Below are 16423 nucleotides of genomic sequence, written 5' to 3'. Positions count from 1 at the left end.
ATTAAGACCCTCCACTTGACGGGTCTTTGTATAGAACGATTTTGTATGGCCCAACTCCATCTTCATCCGGATCTACCCCAGACGACGCATTTTTTACCGTACAATCCTCTAGAAACTGACCGAATATTTCCGATTCATTCCCCTTGTTTTGCACTTCCTGAGTAACAAAAAAGCATCCTAGGCCCAGTACTTCTAAATCCATCTTGCCGCCTTTTTTTGGAGCTTCATCACAACGAACGATCGGCACTCGTAATACCCTTCTATCGGTTTTCCCATCCGCTCGGTAATATTGCGACTTGCACGCGCCGGGCCCACCCGTACAAGCGGCTAACCCTTCGACATAATCAGCATAATAAAACGCATCGTTATCAACGGCCGGGTCTTCCGCATCCTGATATTGTTGTTGGTAATTGTCGTATGTTACGTTGGACTCTTCGATGTACTTATCTGAAGTAATGCCTTCATCTGGCTTACCCCCATCAAATCTCGTATTTAGACCTTGCGCTACTGGTCCCGTACCTTTACCAGTCTCTGTTGTGACTAAATCACCGACTGTTATGCACTCCTCAGTATCCCCTGCCAGCATTTCTCTTACTGTATTTTTACCGGAACCAAAGTCTAAAAGGTGATAGTTACCCGAACCAATGCCACCATCCGTGTGCCCTGATGGTTTCAATACATGAATAGTGTCAGCATCTCGATCTTGTGCACCATTGTAATTTGGGTTTGAAGAAGGAATGTATCCCCACGCCAGATCAGCTGAGCCTACATCGCCACACATAGCAATAGGCGACACGTTACATGTAGTAATGCTTGGCGCACTTGGTCCTGCAACAGCACTCGCTGACACCCCTTTGTCGAGCCCAAACATGCCACTTAAATACTGTGTCAACAGAACATTACTAACGGCAACACGAACATAGATGTCGCTGTCACTGCCCAAAGAGAACTCTCCAGCTTCAACAAATGAGCCTTTAGCGTTCGAATTTGAGAAAGTTACATCTATGTTTTCCCCCGTGTAAACTAATTCTTGGTTACCATCAGACGCAGCAGAATGAGTCAGAGCATCATTCGCCGCCTGCGTCGCTAAACTAAGCCGCTCAGCCAAATCTGCCGCGTCGGTCCTTTCATCGACGACAACCGCAGCCGCTAATGCAGCGGAGTCGACCGCGTTTTGTAGTCTTGTTTTATTGAGTACTTGGTGATTCAAATCAATACCAAAGGCTGCAACACCAAGTAAAAATAATAAAACTAAACTAATTAATACCAAGGTAATCCCTTTCTGAGCTCTCCTTGGCGCTATATGCATATTCCTTCGCATAGCCCCTCCTAAGTGAACGTATCACTTAATCATCTTTGGCTACCCCATTGTTGTTATATACCTCTAAGCTAACTTGTGTGCGCTCACCACTACCTTCCGGTAAGTAGCCCAAATTCTCATACCAGGCTTCTGGATTCAGAGTTTGTTCAGCGCGCAGCTGGCTAACCGAGATACCAAGCTCGGGGTCATTCGCACAGCCAAACAAGCCGAATGATGTGAAACAAATGGTCATTATCATTATGCTTTTCATCTTGTTCTCCCACTTATAGACTGTGCCCAAATTTGCCCTCAGAGCCACCTTCTGACGAACCGTATTGAATAAAATTGTTGTTAGTATCTTCTTCACTGATGTCGTTTAGCTGGTACCTATCGAAATCCAACTCAGCACCTTTACCAAGCAAATAGAACTCCACATCGTTTGGAGCAACAAAACCATCTGTTGGTAGCGTGATTCGACGTCGATCAATTGGGGTTGCTAATCGAGGAGTAACCAGAATGACTAGTTCTGTTTCCCCAGAGGTAAATTCTTCACTCTTAAACAAGCGGCCTAACACAGGTAGATCACTCGCACCAGGTATACCATTCGCAACGTTACGCGCGTTTTCACTCAATAGCCCCGCAATACCAATGGTTTGACCATCTGCTAGCTCAATCGTTGTACCAGCACTTCGTTTTGTGATTGGTGGAATAAAGAAAGTGGCATTCACTTCGTTTGGATTAAACGTCAACACACCAGAATTGGAAATTTCACTCACATTGACGTTCAGTTTGAGATTGATTCTCTTATCGCTCAAAATAAACGGAACAAAGTCGAGTTGAACACCGTACTCTTTGTAGTCGATGGTAATGCCATCTTCATTTGGTACTGGAATTGGGAATTCACCACCAGCGACAAACTCGGCTTGCGTACCACTTAATGCGGTAAGGCTAGGCTCTGCCAGCACTTTCGCTACGCCATTTTGCTTCGCCACATCAAGCGCAAAGGTAAACAAGGTATTACTGTCAATAAACGATCCGAGAAAACCGAAATCTTCGACTGTTGGGACGTTCAAAATCGGTCCAATGCCATCAATACCGCCACCAGCAGTCGTACCACCCCAAGTAAAGTCCCCACTTCTTTGGAAAAAGTGGAAGTTTGAGTCGAAGCGTCTTACAAGTGTGCGCTGTACTTCGGCAACGGTAACTTCTAGCGTCACCTGTTGAGCACCACCAATAGAAAGTAGATTGATGACCATACTTTCATCATCTTTAGAGCTATCATCTTCTTCATCTGCCGCTTCACCCAAAGCAAAGGTTTCAGCAATTTTGACCGCAGTGTCCATGTTTTGCTGACTGCTGACCAAGCCTCTAAGTACCACTTTTTCTTGCGCACTGTGCACTTCGATATTTTCATCCGGCAAGAACTGATAAAGCTTCGACTTAAGCGTATTTAGATCATGCGTGACTTCCACGTTAAACTGCTCAATTAACCGGCCTCTGCGATCCCACACCGACACATTCGTGGTACCTAACTTCTTACCAATAAGAAACAGCTCGTTCGATCTGAGCACTAAAATATCCAAGACTTCTGGATCCCCTAACGTCACTTTCTTTGCTTGGCCTGATATCATCAATTGAGTTGATTGGTGATGTGCAACGGTTACGACTTTTCCTGACTGCGCCGTAGCTGCGTTAACAGACAAGCTGACGAAAAGTAACTGGCTAACAAGTAATATTATTGTTTTCATAATTCACCTAATTGCTGACTCGGACACTGGATGCCTGAGATCCCTTAATAATGGTCACACTAGGTCGTGGCGTGTATTTTCTTGCTACAACAGGTTTATCCACTTCATGAGGGTTGCGCAGAGCAAGCTGTATATCGCCTTTGCTGTTCGCCGATAAGAGCTTTTCTGCCTCTTTCGGTGTTACTTCTAAAGTCACAGCGCGTACAATCACGGGTTTGTTATCATTCGTTTTGGCTGTTTGGTCCACCGCAAGAACATTGATATTTTTAAGCACTGTTTTTGTTGTGGCGTTTTTACCTTGTCCATAACTCACTGTATTCAGGACATCGACCTTGTTGCCTGGTAACAAAAAACCTGCCACACCGATAACGTCATTTACGCGAATAGTGATTGCTCGCTTGTTTTCTGGAATTAATGCAGCAAGTGTTGCGCCTTCACCAGGTAGGGCAAGGCGATGAGGGTTAACAAGTTCACCCGCGTAAATAGTATTGGCAACGATTCTTCCCAATGCCTGTTCTTTTACTTTCAATGTTTCATCATCTATCCAGTCCACTTCCATGAGCTTAGTAGACAAATGTTTCTCAGAGAGAATAGTTCCTGGTTCTAGCTCCATGGCGGCAACTAAAACGGGATGCCTTTCGACCTCTTCTAACTCGACTGTTGGTTGGTTTCTGCCATCCATCCATTGTTTAGCTATCAACACGGCAGCAAGGCCGAAAACAATGGAGAGTAGCAATAGCATGATGACTTGAGTCCGACTCATAATTTAGATCTCCCTATTCATCCACTGTGAAATACAGTCCCCAGGCACGAGTTAAAATGTCTGATGAGACGACTTTTCGTTTTCCTTCAAAAACGAGAACGTCTCTGCTAATGCCCAAAAGATCTTTAGGTAAGCATGGATAATTAGGCATTTTATTTTCACGGTGCAATTGATTTAATGTGTCAAAGAATTCAGGCGACAACGCGAGTTGCAAGTCTTTGGACAGCGATAACCAAAGCGCTTTATAGTCATCATCACCAAGTGGCTTAAACTCAATTTTGTACCCCAGACGGCGTAAAAAAGCAGGGTCAGCAATTTTGCTTGGTGCAAAATTGGATGAGAATGCCAAAGTAAGCATAAATGGCACCGTTACTTGTTGACCATTTGGCAGCGCCAGATGGTCAAATAAGTATTCCATTGGAACGATCCATCTATTTAGCAAGGCATCAACAGGCATTGACTGACGACCGAGATCATCAATCACTAAGATTCCGTTGTTAGCCATCATTTGAAGTGGCGCAATCCATACACGATTATGCTCGCTGTGGTTTACCTCAAGCATCTCCAATGTCAGCTCACCGCCCACTTGAATGTTTGGTCTTTCACAAAGAACCCAGCGTTTGTCGTAATGGGTTTCCAACTTAACGAAAACCTGAGAATGGGAGTTGTCTAAACGACGGTGATGATGCTCTGAGAACACTTTGATGATGTTGCCATCGGCATATACGGCGTAAGGAATAAACACCGAAGTGTTCATTGCATTGAGCACTCTTGATGCAACGTAACTTTTACCAGTACCCGCGTGGCCGTAAAGCAACAAAGCTCGTCCAGAGTTGATAGCAGGTCCGAGAACAGGAACTAAGTGATCCGAGCCAAAAACATCAGATAATGCACGCTCTACATCGATACGGGTAACAGGGTTTTTGCGTAGATCTTGTCCTTCAACAACGGTCCAATACTCTTCCAAAGAAACTGGAACAGGACCGATATATGGATCTTTTCTATATGCAATGTCTGCTTCCGCAAGTCCTAATTCCGTTAGACTATAACGAATGTTCGAGTACGAATGGTTTAGCTTCTCAGATGTAGGCTGATATACCTCAACCCAGCTTCGTTTCCTCAACTGCGCCAAAGCAAGTTCAACAATATTTGAAACCACACATAACCGCTGTGTTAACTCGATCAAATCACATTTCGGATAAGCTGACAGGTGTTTCAACACTAAGTTTTCAACGACTGAAGCCGGTATGCCAAGACCTTCTACCGATGAAGGTACTTTTGGTGGATTTATTTGTGGCACGAGTTTTTCCCAATACACAGAGCCCATCACACTTCCCCTCCTTGAAGTTGCTTAGCCAACTGATGCTGCATGCCATTTATTATTTTTATTTAGTGGGTATAGGAAAAATAAGCTAATCCAATTACGATTATCGGCGCGAATGGAATGACTAACGGCTTACTGGACCTAAAACCTGGTGTTACTTTTTCTAAGCAATACCCTTTAATCTGATGTGATAGAGCAACACTAGTCGATGACACATGTAGCATTAGATAAAAAATGCCGACAATGCCTCCAGCGAGTATTATCCCGGTAGACGCTTCCCCAAGGTTACTCAATCCCAACCATGCCCCTATGACGGCGAGTAACTTAACGTCTCCTCCAGCCATTACTTTGAAAAGATACAGCGCGAAACACACCGCAAACGCAACCAACCCACCATATAAATGATCCAAACCAGTTGTGGCTGGGTTGTAAATTACGTTTGCAGTTACTGCAACCAAAAGCATAAGCACCGCTTTATTCGGTATTCTGTGTTTCTGTGCGTCTGAAACTCCAATCGCAATAAGTAATGACCAAATAATTAACTCGCTAACCATTACGAAGAGCTAATACGACCAGCTACTGAAGTGAACTTGTTAGACAAGGTTGTCCAGAAGCCTGAAGTCAAGAATGCAGTAACAATTAGTGCCGCACCTAGGATGTACTCCAAAAGTGTTAGCCCCTCTTCGTCTTCCATGAAGTCCTTGATTAGATTGCGAAAGTTATCCATAAGATTATCCCCTTTATTTAACCAAATCTCGCTTGTCCATGACGCAGGTATCATATACACCCGAATCATGCTTAAACATTAGTCATCAAGAATTAGGGGGGTTAGGACTTTTTTGCCAAAGGTTAGTACTTTCTTGCCTGTCTGCGCTTCAGAGGCGAAATGTATCATAAATAAGACACATCACTGTAAGCTATGTGACACATTTCACACTTGCAGTATGACTATATAAGCCTAAGCTTAATAAACGAAAGGGTGAGGTCTGAAGCTCAAGGAATGAGGCTCGACTGACCTCAATGCATACTAACATTGGTGTAGTACGTACTGAGCAGGATTCATATGGATAAACAGACCAAAGCTTACTGGATAGGAGAGACCCTTTGCTCGCTGCCGGAACAATTTCGTTGTGAGTTTGATGGGTGCTTTGACATTATGGACTGCAGTAAAGATATCTCAGTCCTCAGCGATAAAGAACATAGCTATTTCTTTTACTACATAACCTGTGATCATCAAGAGCACTTGAAAGGTGTTATAACGCTCTGTAAAAACCTCGACAAAAAACTAATCGTCGTATCTCCAAAAGATACGGTTCCCCACTTGCCGCCCAAGCATATTTGTGCGGAATATTATAAGTTGAACGAGCTCACTCTTCCTATCTGGCTTTCACAAATAAAATTGAAATACTTTTTGCATAGTAAAGTAGACGAAGAACAAATCTCGGTAGATAAACTTTTCTCTCGAAGCGGCAAGTCAAACTTTTCAGACGTAGTCCATTACATCGCCAATAACGTTCATAAGGACCTAAGAGAAGAGGAAGCAGCCGCTCTTTGTCATTACTCGCCGAACTACTTTTCCAAAGTTTTCCACCGTAAAGTGGGTATGTGCTTTCGTGATTATGTCACGGCGAAACGCATTTCATTAGCTAAGAAAATGCTAATTGAAAATGAATCGATGAAAATTGCTTACATTGCTTATCAGTGCGGGTATCGAGACGTTTCTTACTTTTCTCGAATTTTTAAGAAAAAAACAGGTCTGTCTCCAGCAAATTATCGACAGCAGTTTTAGGCTTTATTTGTAGCAACTGACAGGACAACTAACGCTATCTTCCCCACATATTTCATCAAAATGCATTCCCGTGTCGCGATTTAACATGCTAAAGTTAACAATGCGTTAACAATTATAAATACAATGAGAAGACATGGAGTCACTTAAAATGAATCAGCCGAATCTAAATAGCGCTGCTGGTTGCGCTCTCCCACCACCAAATGAAATGATCCTCAAATGGGCTCAAGAGCGTCCAAATGAGGTCTACCTAAAACAAATTATTAACCGACAGTTTGTTGAGTACACATTCTCTGATGTTGCAGATCAAGCCTTAAAACTTGTCAGCGCACTACGCTCGCTTGGTGTAAAGCCTGGCGACAAAGTTGCGTTAGTATCTAAAAACTGTGCAGAATGGTTTATTTGCGATCTTGCTATGATGCTTGGTGACTATGTCAGTGTGCCAATCTTTCCTACCGCCGGTGCAGACACCATCGAATACTGTGTGACTCATAGTGAAAGTAAAGCGATCATTGGCGGAAAACTCGATGATCCCAAAGCAACTCAGCAAGTCATTGATGCTATGCCTGAACTCATTAGCATCGCTCTACCTTATGACACGGCACCAAAGTGTAAGCACGAATACCAAGCGCTCATTGCTGATGCAGTGCCAAGTAAAGAGCGTCCGCAGCATTACGATGACAAGCTAATGTCGTTGGTGTATACCTCAGGCACATCAGGGTTACCGAAAGGCGCGATGCTAACTTACGGCGCATTCAGTTGGTCTGTTCAGCAACTGATCAATCATATTGGTATCCAAGAAAACGACCGATTGTTCTCTTATTTACCGCTCGCTCATATTACAGAGCGTGTTTATATCTTCGGTTCATCGATTATGGGTGGCGTGCCAACAGCATTTCCAGAGTCACTGGACACTTTTATCGAAGATGTGAAGATGCACCGACCAACTCTGTTTATCTCCGTCCCACGATTATGGACGCTATTCCAGCAACGTATTCAAGACAAACTTCCACAGAAGAAGCTCAATATTCTGTTGAAAATCCCATTCGTCAATTCTTTGATCAAGAAAAAGCTAGCAGATGGTCTAGGTTTAGATCAGGCTCGAGTATTAGGCTGTGGCTCTGCACCTGTCTCGCCAGCGCTGTTGGAATGGTACCACTCAGTGGGCCTTGATATCACAGAGGCTTGGGGGATGACGGAATCATTTGCCTACAGCACGCTCAACTACCCATTTAGAGCTGACAAAATCGGTAGTGTCGGTAATGCAGGACCAGGCATTGAGTTAAAAATCGCAGCTGATGATGAAATCATGGTGCGTGGCAAAGGGCTATTTTCTGGCTACTACAAAAATGACATTGCCACCCAAGAGTCTTTTGATTCAGAGGGCTGGCTACACACAGGCGATATCGGCGCTATCGACTCAGATGGTTATCTAACGATTCAAGGCCGTAAAAAAGATAACTTCAAAACCGCCAAAGGTAAATTTGTCTCTCCGGTTCCTATCGAGAAAAAGCTTTTCGAGTACAGTCGCGTAGAGATGATGTGTCTCATCGGTTTAGGGCTACCCGCTCCGATTCTTTTGGTTGTGCCACATGACTTCCCTAACTTTGATCGAGAGCGATACGCACGTACCACACGTAAAGTTATTGCCAGGATGAATCAAGAACTCGCCTCTCATGAGCAAATCAAAGGTGTGTTAATGATTAAAGAACCTTGGAGTATAGAAAATGGCGTACTGACGCCAACGCTTAAAATTAAACGTCATGTGCTCGAACAAAAGTATCATGAGATAGGCCACAATTGGCCAAAAGATGAATTGGTCGTGTGGGAAGAAGACTTGTAATTTTGCTTGCACTCCTCAACACCATTGGGGAGTGCAACTTAACTTTGAGCTTGAATCAAACTCATAAACTACTCTCTCCAGAATGGCTTACTCACTTCACAACTAATCTCCCTTTCACCTAACCCAATATCGTCCCAAAGGTGCTTTGGTAACTCTCTCAAGTGACGACGTGTCTTATAGTTCCTTCTCCAAGCCGCCAGTTTAGAATAAATTAACTGTAACCCGCTCTGATGGGCAGTAGGTATAGTACGCTCACAAGTGTGTGTCATGTTTTCCATTTCAAAGATCCCTATACAATGTTGACCACTTAATAATCAGCGACTACGCTGATATCCTCAAACGATAGAATCTGCCATAGAGTTAAGGAAAACTAATGTGAAAGATCGAATGCCTCCCTTACAGGGCTTGTATTACTTTTTCGTTGCAGCAAAGGAAGGAAGCTTTAAAACGGCAGCAAAAGAACTGTTTGTTACGCCAGCGGCCATTAGTCAGCAAATTCGTCATTTAGAAGAGTTCTTAGGCACGGACCTATTTGTTCGTCAGCACAGAAAAATCGTGCTCACACCTGAGGGAGAGCTACTGTTTACTCAGGCAGAAAGAGGGTTTGCTCATTTGCAGCAAGGGGTTAGATTAGTCAATCAAGATCCAAACCCGAACCACCTTTCGATATCAACACTCCCCTCTTTCGCTCATCATTGGTTGGTCCCGAAGATTACGGCTTTTCGCCAGCGTCACCCTGATATCGCCTTGCTATTAGAACCAACCAATGATTTGGTGTCTTTTCAAGATAGCCAGATAGATTTATGTGTTCGTTACGGTTTAGGAAAATATCCCAATTTAGAATCACAATGGCTGATGGACGAAGCTTTTTATCCAGCTTGTCATCCGGTGTATCAGAAAGAGCATGGGATCTATAACATCGAGGATTTAAGCAAAGCTGAGCTAATTGAAGATGTTTGGCCTGATCTTGATTGGAATATGTGGTTAGCAACCTTGGGTCACTGCGCAGCAAAGCCTACTCTAAAATACAGTGGATCACATCTCGTGCTTGAGGCTGCACTATCACTTCAAGGCGTGGCATTAGTAAAACACAGTTTAGCTCATCAATATTTTCGTTCTGGCAAATTGGTCCGAATTGGAGATGTCGCCATCAAGCCCAATTTTGCGTATTACTTGTGCGCGCCAAAAGGCTACTTAAAAAGACCTAAAGCTCAATTGTTTGCGCAATGGTTGAAGGAAGAAATAGAAATATTTGAAAAGTCAGTGGTACCAGACTTTAGGACCATTGACCTAAAAGGCAACAGCACTAGAACGGCATCATAACAATCGTCAAAACAAACGCTAAATAGGAATAAAACAAACACGCTCTGCGTATAAGACTGCTAGATACAAAAAGCCCCGCACTAAGCGGGGCTTTCAAGTTATAGAGTTAACTTAAGAATTACTTCTTAGCGTTACGCTCTTTAACGTCAGCAATTACTTGCTCTGCAACGTTTGTTGGACATGGTGCGTAGTGTGAGAACTCCATAGAGAACTGACCACGACCAGAAGTCATAGTACGTAGAGTACCGATGTAACCAAACATTTCTGATAGAGGTACATCACCCTTGATACGTACGCCAGTAGACGCTGCTTGTTGGTCTTTGATCATACCACGACGACGGTTAAGGTCACCGATTACGTCACCAACGTGATCTTCTGGAGTGAACACGTCAACTTTCATGATTGGCTCAAGAAGTTGCGCGCCAGCTTTAGGCATAGACTGACGGAATGCACCTTTCGCTGCGATTTCGTAAGCGATAGCTGAAGAGTCAACTGCGTGGAAACCACCGTCGAATAGTTCAACTTCAACGTCTAGAGTAGGGAAGCCAGCTAGAACACCGTGCTCCATCATTGACGCAAAGCCTTTCTCAACTGCAGGCCAGAATTCTTTAGGTACGTTACCACCAACAACTGTAGATTTGAACGTGAAGCCAGAGTTTGGCTCACCTGGTTTGATGCGGTAGTCGATCTTACCGAACTGACCAGAACCACCAGACTGTTTCTTGTGCGTGTAGCTATCTTCGATTGCTTGAGTGATAGTTTCACGGTAAGCAACCTGTGGAGCACCAACTTCTAGCTCAACGCCGTAAGTACGCTTAAGGATATCTACCTTGATGTCTAGGTGAAGTTCACCCATACCTTTCAGGATAGTTTCGCCTGAATCTTCATCAGTCTCAACTTGGAATGATGGATCTTCTGCAACCATTTTACCGATCGCGATACCCATCTTCTCAGAACCGCCTTTATCTTTAGGTTTAACTGCGATAGAGATTACTGGATCTGGGAAGATCATTGGCTCAAGAGTACATTCGTGCTTAGGATCACATAGAGTGTGACCAGTTTGAACGTTCTTCATACCAACTACAGCGATGATGTCACCAGCTTGTGCTGAATCGATCTCGTTACGCTCGTCCGCGTGCATCTCAACCATACGGCCGATACGCTCTGTTTTACCAGTTGCAGAGTTAAGGATTGTGTCACCTTTCTTCATCTTACCAGAGTAGATGCGGATAAAGGTTAGAGCACCGAAGCGGTCATCCATAATCTTAAATGCAAGAGCACGTAGTGGCTCGTCTGCAGATACAGTCGCAACTTCACCAGTTGGCTCACCAGTCTCTGAATCAGTTAGAGGCTGTGGATCAACTTCTGTTGGAGATGGTAGGTAATCAATTACCGCGTCAAGAATAAGTTGGATACCTTTGTTCTTGTACGCTGAACCACAGTAAGTTGGGAAGAATGCTAGATCACGAGTACCTTTACGGATACAACGTTTGATGTCTTCTAGAGATGGCTCTTCGCCTTCTTCTAGGTAAGCCATCATTAGATCTTCGTCTTGCTCTAGAGCAGTTTCGATTAGCATTTCACGGTATTCAGCAGCTTTCTCTACCATGTCTGCTGGAATATCTTGAACTTCGTAGTTCTCTGGTTGGCCAGACTCATCCCATACGTAAGCTTGTTGGCTTAGTACGTCTACAACACCTACGAAATCTTCTTCGATACCGATAGGTAGAGTCATAACTAGAGGTGTAGCACCTAGTACGTTCTGTACTTGATCTACAACTTTGTAGAAATCTGCGCCCATACGGTCTAGTTTGTTAACGAAGATCAGACGTGATACGTGTGATTCGTCAGCGTAACGCCAGTTAGTTTCTGACTGAGGCTCAACACCACCAGAACCACAGAATACACCGATACCACCGTCAAGTACTTTTAGAGAACGGTAAACTTCGATAGTGAAGTCAACGTGTCCAGGAGTATCGATGATGTTTAGACGGTGATCGTTCCAGAAACAAGTTGTTGCTGCAGACTGGATTGTGATACCACGCTCAGCTTCCTGCTCCATGAAGTCAGTAGTAGTTGAACCGTCGTGAGTGTCACCGATCTTATGGATCTTACCAGTTAGCTTTAGGATACGCTCTGTAGAGGTAGTTTTACCCGCGTCTACGTGAGCAAAAATACCAATGTTTCTGTATTTTGATAAATCAGTCATTGTCTTACTCTGTTAATAAGGTATAAAGTGCGCGCAGAGTATATCACATTCTGTCAATACTGATACCCTTGCGTGCGGATGGAAGAAAAAAAATTTTAACGTGAAATTTCCGTCCCCAAAGCATAGTCAAACACAGCAATTTATGTACTTTATTCGCATTTTATTGAGGACGGATAGAACAGTTTGTGATTGCACAAATACCATTCTTATGAGCATTACAGCTCGTCAAAAGCCTCTATAGCTTCCGACAATTTCTTAACGCCGTGAATTTGCATGCCAGGGATGCCACCTTTCGGCATGTTGGCTGCTGGCACAATGGCTTTCTTGAAACCATGTTTGAACGCTTCATTCAAACGCTCTTGCCCACTTGGCACTGGACGGATTTCGCCCGCAAGCCCTACCTCACCAAAAATCACCACATCTTTAGGGAGTGGACGGTCACGAAAACTCGATAAAAGCGCCATAACTAAAGCAAGATCAGCGCTCGTCTCCGTCACCTTAACACCGCCAACCACATTAACAAAGACATCTTGGTCTGCCATTTGTAAGCCACCATGCTTATGCAACACAGCGAGCAAAAGTGATAGGCGGTTCTGCTCCAAGCCGACCGCAACACGACGAGGGTTGGCTAACTGCGAGTAATCCACCAGCGCTTGAATCTCTACTAGCAGAGGGCGCGTACCTTCCCAAACCACCATGACGGAAGAGCCTGATGTTTCTTCTTCACCACGAGAAAGGAAGATCGCTGATGGGTTACTCACTTCCTTCAATCCTTGGCCTGTCATTGCAAATACACCAAGCTCATTCACAGCGCCAAAACGGTTTTTATGACTACGCAAAGTGCGGAATCGGCTATCCGTTCCACCATCGAGTAGTACCGAACAGTCGATAATGTGTTCAAGAACTTTGGGGCCCGCAAGGGTACCATCTTTTGTTACGTGACCAACAATAAATACCGCAACATTATTCTGTTTTGCGTATCGTGTCAGAGCCGTCGCAGATTCACGTACCTGAGCAACACTGCCAGGCGACGATTGAACATCAGAAACGTGCATCACCTGAATCGAGTCTATTACCATTATACGAGGCTGCTCTTTTTCGGCGATTTGGCAAATTTTGTCGACGTTCGTTTCCGATAGCATTTTTAAATGATCTTTCGGCAAGCCCAATCGGGAAGCACGCATTGCCACCTGCTGTAATGACTCTTCACCGGTTACGTAAAGCGTTGGCATTTGCGCAGATAAACTACACATGGTTTGCAACAGAAGGGTTGATTTACCTGCGCCAGGGTTACCGCCAATCAAAATTGCGGCACCTGGCACAACACCACCACCCAACACGCGGTCAAGCTCTTTAAACCCACTGGTGAAGCGAGGTACTTCTTGCAGATCAATTTCGGATAGCGTTTGAACCGTAGCTTCTGTTGCGGAACCAGCGTAGCCGCTTAAGCGTTCATTGCGAGCAACGGTTGGCGATGCAGCGATACGTACTTCTGTTATCGTATTCCATGCACCACATGCGTTACACTGCCCCTGCCAACGGGGAAAGTCCGCGCCACAATCATTACAAACATACGCTCGTTTTGCTTTCGCCATGATGCCTCAATTTTTTCTACAAATGTGACTAAGCACAGCCAAGTCAGACCTGAACTGAAATGAACTATTGATATACTTAAGTATTACTTCGCTTAGCCGATACAATTTAAAGTAACGACATACTCTAACAGAAATAATGCAGCAATCTGAAATTCTCTCGCTCGCAGAACGACTCATTCCCGTTTACGGTACGAATGACTTTGACTTTGTCCTTGGCCAACTGACCGAGGAAGAGCCGCCTTCGGCCAAAATTTTGGTTAAAATGGAACTTAACCGCTTAATGGCTCCATGCAAAAAAAGCATTGATTTGCGAGGTCGCGTTCAAGGCGAATGTCGCGAGTATATTTTGGATGGTATTCCACATTGGTTGGATGATGTTGCTTTCAACGCTTACCATAAAAACATCAAAAAGTTTGGCTGCTACACGGAAGGAATGTGGGAAGCATTGGTCAACACGCGAAATAACTTTCGCGTAATGAGCAAGCGCCTTACTCAGCAAAAAACGCAATCGTTAACGGATCCTAAAAGCCCGTTCTTAGCAGAACCCGTTCACCTAGGCTACGATTTAAAGCGCCAAGAAAAACGCTTGAAAGTCCAATCTCAAGTTGAAATTTGCCGTTCTAAAGGACAGCTTCTTCATGGATTAAGCATTGATTTATCTAGCTCTGGCGCAAAGTTCAAAGTCCCGAGCGCATTTAAATATAACCTTGGGGAAATTATTCAGGTCACGTTTACTGAATTTGCCAGCAAATCTAACGTTGCAGGTATAGAGAAACCGCTTGCATACCGCATACTCGCGGTTGATGACTGTTACGAAAATGACTCAGTTCGATACCTCAGAACCATACGCTTAACTGATACCAATGTCGTCACCAGAGTGATAGATGAAGCGCTCAACAGTGCTGCTAAAAGGGCTCGTCACGACAATCAAGACAAGATTATTCGAGCTCGAACTCGCGGTTATGAGCACATCGCACTAAAGCACACTAGCAGCTTGCCTCTATTCTTTGATGGTAGTGACCTAAAATTAGCAATGTTAACGCCAAACAATCAAAAGCTTTGGCAATACTGGCACGATGAGAGAAACCAGCAAATGTTTGGTTCCTTATTCAACGAGCAACGCATCGCGTCACTCATTAAGCCTGGTGTTAAAGGAACAACCAATGTCCTTTATTCATTTACTCACGAGCACGAGAATCGAACCTATTTCTATTCGATGTTTCGCCCAGAAGCAACTCGCGAACAGCGCCAGCTATTTTGGCATTTAGGTGGCAAACGAGAGAGTTGGCGCGCCTTTAGAATTTCAATCTTTGAACTATCAGAGCAAGAACAGGAAGACCTAGCAGCATTCTCTCCAGAGTTGGCAGAAACGTCTCAATCACTGACTCATATTGGTATTTTGCAAGAAATTGCTGACGAAAAGTCAGGGCAGGATTACCTGCTAACTGAAAAGCCGCGCTTACCCGCTAATACATTAAACGCGTTTCGCCATCCGAGAAGAGTTATCGGCAATCCAAAGGGCATTTATTTTGATGCAAAGTCTCGTCGAAAAGAGCCTCGTTATCGTTTTAAAACACCTTTAGAGTTGTACTCAGGACAGACTAAAACAGGCGGCAGTACTGTTGACCTTTCCAAACGAGGACTCGGAATTAGGCTAAGTGAGCCCACAATGTTACGTTCTGGGCAAGAGGTAAGAATCAACTTTCGAGAATTACAACTCTACGATAAAAAATTGCCGTTAATGTCGGTGCCATACCGAGTAATTCGTGTAAGCCCAGACGGTTGTAGCGTGCAGCTAGTTATTGATGAAAGCAGCCAAACCATGAAGGTAATCGCTTTTTTCAACAGCATTATCGAGCACAATCAAGACAAGCTAATCCCGCAAAAAGAGACGCTACCAAGTAATGCTCTACTTGAAAGGCTGCACTGCATGTTGCTCTCGCGTACGCTGAGCACGCCCATTTTTATCAGTAAAAGTACGTCATCTTCAATAAAAACCCCCGTTATCGGGGTGAACTTGCCGCTACCTAAACACATTGAGCTTTTTGCCCGTCTTGGGCATGACCAACTGTTGTCACTTGAACCTATCTTTAAAGGCCGGACAAGCACATTAATCGCAGAGCCAATAAAACGTGTAGAAGGTGCTCAAGCCAGACATCAGGATATCTACATAAGCGCCGTAAAAGTAGGCAATAAAATTACAGGTATTGAGTCAAAGCTTCATCAAGAGTTCAACAGCGTAAAAGAGCGGATTCAATTTATAAAGAAAGCGCGAATGATGGGTGACTTTTACGTGCTTCGCCTTTCTACTGCGCCAATTTTCGATCCGATGACATCATTACTGCAACAAGATTTAAGTGACTTAACCCAATTTGGTGTACATCAAGCAAGCAAGTTAGAAAAAGAGTTGACGGCGCTCGTTGGTTACAGTGAATTTGAAGACATTACTGAAGAGGTTGTAATTAGATTGGAGTTAACCGAGTAAATTCAAAGTCATACCAAATTGAAAAAAAACACCGCCTTTCTGGCGGT

At 44.1% G+C, this 16423-nt stretch carries 14 protein-coding genes; 4 read left to right on the top strand and 10 right to left on the bottom strand.

Annotated features, from left to right (window positions below; translation table 11 throughout):
* Position 1 precedes the first annotated feature (1 nt).
* The 7 genes from R7P74_RS14645 to R7P74_RS14615 all read right to left on the bottom strand — a co-directional run bounded on the left by R7P74_RS14645 (position 2) and on the right by R7P74_RS14615 (position 5862).
* A complete protein-coding gene (locus R7P74_RS14645) occupies positions 2 to 1321 on the bottom strand; it encodes a pilus assembly protein TadG-related protein (RefSeq protein WP_137282334.1) in 1320 nt (439 codons plus the stop codon).
* Between the two features lie 25 nt (positions 1322 to 1346).
* The gene (locus R7P74_RS14640; protein ID WP_031781045.1) at positions 1347 to 1571 is read right to left on the bottom strand and encodes a hypothetical protein; all 225 of its coding nucleotides are present in this window, start codon (positions 1569 to 1571) and stop codon (positions 1347 to 1349) included.
* 13 nt (positions 1572 to 1584) lie between these two features.
* The gene (locus R7P74_RS14635; protein WP_005386449.1) at positions 1585 to 3048 is read right to left on the bottom strand and encodes a type II and III secretion system protein family protein; all 1464 of its coding nucleotides are present in this window, start codon (positions 3046 to 3048) and stop codon (positions 1585 to 1587) included.
* Between the two features lie 7 nt (positions 3049 to 3055).
* Entirely contained in the window at positions 3056 to 3811 is a 756-nt protein-coding gene (gene cpaB, locus R7P74_RS14630) for a Flp pilus assembly protein CpaB (RefSeq protein WP_005386448.1), read from the bottom strand.
* A gap of 13 nt (positions 3812 to 3824) precedes the next feature.
* Positions 3825 to 5138 carry an AAA family ATPase gene (locus tag R7P74_RS14625; protein ID WP_165401630.1) on the bottom strand — a complete coding sequence of 438 codons (1314 nt, stop codon included), beginning with the start codon at positions 5136 to 5138 and terminating at the stop codon, positions 3825 to 3827.
* 62 nt (positions 5139 to 5200) lie between these two features.
* Positions 5201 to 5689: an A24 family peptidase gene (locus tag R7P74_RS14620; protein ID WP_031781044.1), complete on the bottom strand. Its 489-nt coding sequence runs from the start codon at positions 5687 to 5689 to the stop codon at positions 5201 to 5203.
* Positions 5689 to 5862 (bottom strand): Flp family type IVb pilin, encoded by a 174-nt coding sequence (locus R7P74_RS14615; RefSeq protein ID WP_031781043.1) that lies wholly within the window; start codon positions 5860 to 5862, stop codon positions 5689 to 5691. Before R7P74_RS14615 ends, R7P74_RS14620 begins: the two co-directional genes overlap by 1 nt.
* A 336-nt stretch (positions 5863 to 6198) precedes the next feature.
* Here R7P74_RS14615 and R7P74_RS14610 point away from each other — a divergent pair, with 336 nt between their 5' ends.
* A complete protein-coding gene (locus R7P74_RS14610; RefSeq protein ID WP_151515083.1) occupies positions 6199 to 6924 on the top strand; it encodes a helix-turn-helix domain-containing protein in 726 nt (241 codons plus the stop codon).
* A gap of 148 nt (positions 6925 to 7072) precedes the next feature.
* Positions 7073 to 8764: an AMP-binding protein gene (locus R7P74_RS14605; protein ID WP_025768211.1), complete on the top strand. Its 1692-nt coding sequence runs from the start codon at positions 7073 to 7075 to the stop codon at positions 8762 to 8764.
* Between the two features lie 68 nt (positions 8765 to 8832).
* On the opposite strand, the gene R7P74_RS14600 is transcribed toward R7P74_RS14605, so the two are convergent.
* Positions 8833 to 9033, bottom strand: coding sequence for a DUF1127 domain-containing protein (locus tag R7P74_RS14600; protein WP_224721253.1), 201 nt, complete (start codon positions 9031 to 9033; stop codon positions 8833 to 8835).
* A 106-nt stretch (positions 9034 to 9139) separates the two neighbouring features.
* Here R7P74_RS14600 and R7P74_RS14595 point away from each other — a divergent pair, with 106 nt between their 5' ends.
* Entirely contained in the window at positions 9140 to 10087 is a 948-nt protein-coding gene (locus R7P74_RS14595; protein ID WP_225473663.1) for a LysR substrate-binding domain-containing protein, read from the top strand.
* A gap of 118 nt (positions 10088 to 10205) precedes the next feature.
* On the opposite strand, the gene fusA is transcribed toward R7P74_RS14595, so the two are convergent.
* Positions 10206 to 12296 carry an elongation factor G gene (gene fusA / locus R7P74_RS14590; RefSeq protein ID WP_005386444.1) on the bottom strand — a complete coding sequence of 697 codons (2091 nt, stop codon included), beginning with the start codon at positions 12294 to 12296 and terminating at the stop codon, positions 10206 to 10208.
* 215 nt (positions 12297 to 12511) lie between these two features.
* On the bottom strand, positions 12512 to 13891 hold the full coding sequence (gene radA, locus R7P74_RS14585) for a DNA repair protein RadA (RefSeq protein ID WP_005386443.1): 1380 nt from the start codon (positions 13889 to 13891) through the stop codon (positions 12512 to 12514).
* A 136-nt stretch (positions 13892 to 14027) separates the two neighbouring features.
* Between radA and R7P74_RS14580 the strand changes: the two genes are divergently transcribed.
* Positions 14028 to 16376 carry a PilZ domain-containing protein gene (locus R7P74_RS14580; RefSeq protein WP_225473661.1) on the top strand — a complete coding sequence of 783 codons (2349 nt, stop codon included), beginning with the start codon at positions 14028 to 14030 and terminating at the stop codon, positions 16374 to 16376.
* Positions 16377 to 16423 lie beyond the last annotated feature (47 nt).

The organism is Vibrio sp. 2033 (genome assembly GCF_033339735.1).
The sequence above is the reverse complement of the archived record's forward strand: the minus strand, read 5'-3'. Positions and strand labels throughout refer to the sequence as shown.

Bases quoted from the DNA above. Each gene is read 5' to 3' on its own strand.
- R7P74_RS14615 (WP_031781043.1), bottom strand. From the start codon at position 5,862: ATGGATAACTTTCGCAATCTAATCAAGGACTTCATGGAAGACGAAGAG.
- R7P74_RS14640 (WP_031781045.1), bottom strand. From the start codon at position 1,571: ATGAAAAGCATAATGATAATGACCATTTGTTTCACATCATTCGGCTTG.
- radA (WP_005386443.1), bottom strand. From the start codon at position 13,891: ATGGCGAAAGCAAAACGAGCGTATGTTTGTAATGATTGTGGCGCGGAC.
- R7P74_RS14605 (WP_025768211.1), top strand. From the start codon at position 7,073: ATGAATCAGCCGAATCTAAATAGCGCTGCTGGTTGCGCTCTCCCACCA.
- R7P74_RS14645 (WP_137282334.1), bottom strand. From the start codon at position 1,321: ATGCGAAGGAATATGCATATAGCGCCAAGGAGAGCTCAGAAAGGGATT.
- R7P74_RS14600 (WP_224721253.1), bottom strand. From the start codon at position 9,033: ATGACACACACTTGTGAGCGTACTATACCTACTGCCCATCAGAGCGGG.
- fusA (WP_005386444.1), bottom strand. From the start codon at position 12,296: ATGACTGATTTATCAAAATACAGAAACATTGGTATTTTTGCTCACGTA.
- R7P74_RS14620 (WP_031781044.1), bottom strand. From the start codon at position 5,689: ATGGTTAGCGAGTTAATTATTTGGTCATTACTTATTGCGATTGGAGTT.
- R7P74_RS14635 (WP_005386449.1), bottom strand. From the start codon at position 3,048: ATGAAAACAATAATATTACTTGTTAGCCAGTTACTTTTCGTCAGCTTG.
- cpaB (WP_005386448.1), bottom strand. From the start codon at position 3,811: ATGAGTCGGACTCAAGTCATCATGCTATTGCTACTCTCCATTGTTTTC.
- R7P74_RS14580 (WP_225473661.1), top strand. From the start codon at position 14,028: ATGCAGCAATCTGAAATTCTCTCGCTCGCAGAACGACTCATTCCCGTT.
- R7P74_RS14610 (WP_151515083.1), top strand. From the start codon at position 6,199: ATGGATAAACAGACCAAAGCTTACTGGATAGGAGAGACCCTTTGCTCG.
- R7P74_RS14625 (WP_165401630.1), bottom strand. From the start codon at position 5,138: ATGGGCTCTGTGTATTGGGAAAAACTCGTGCCACAAATAAATCCACCA.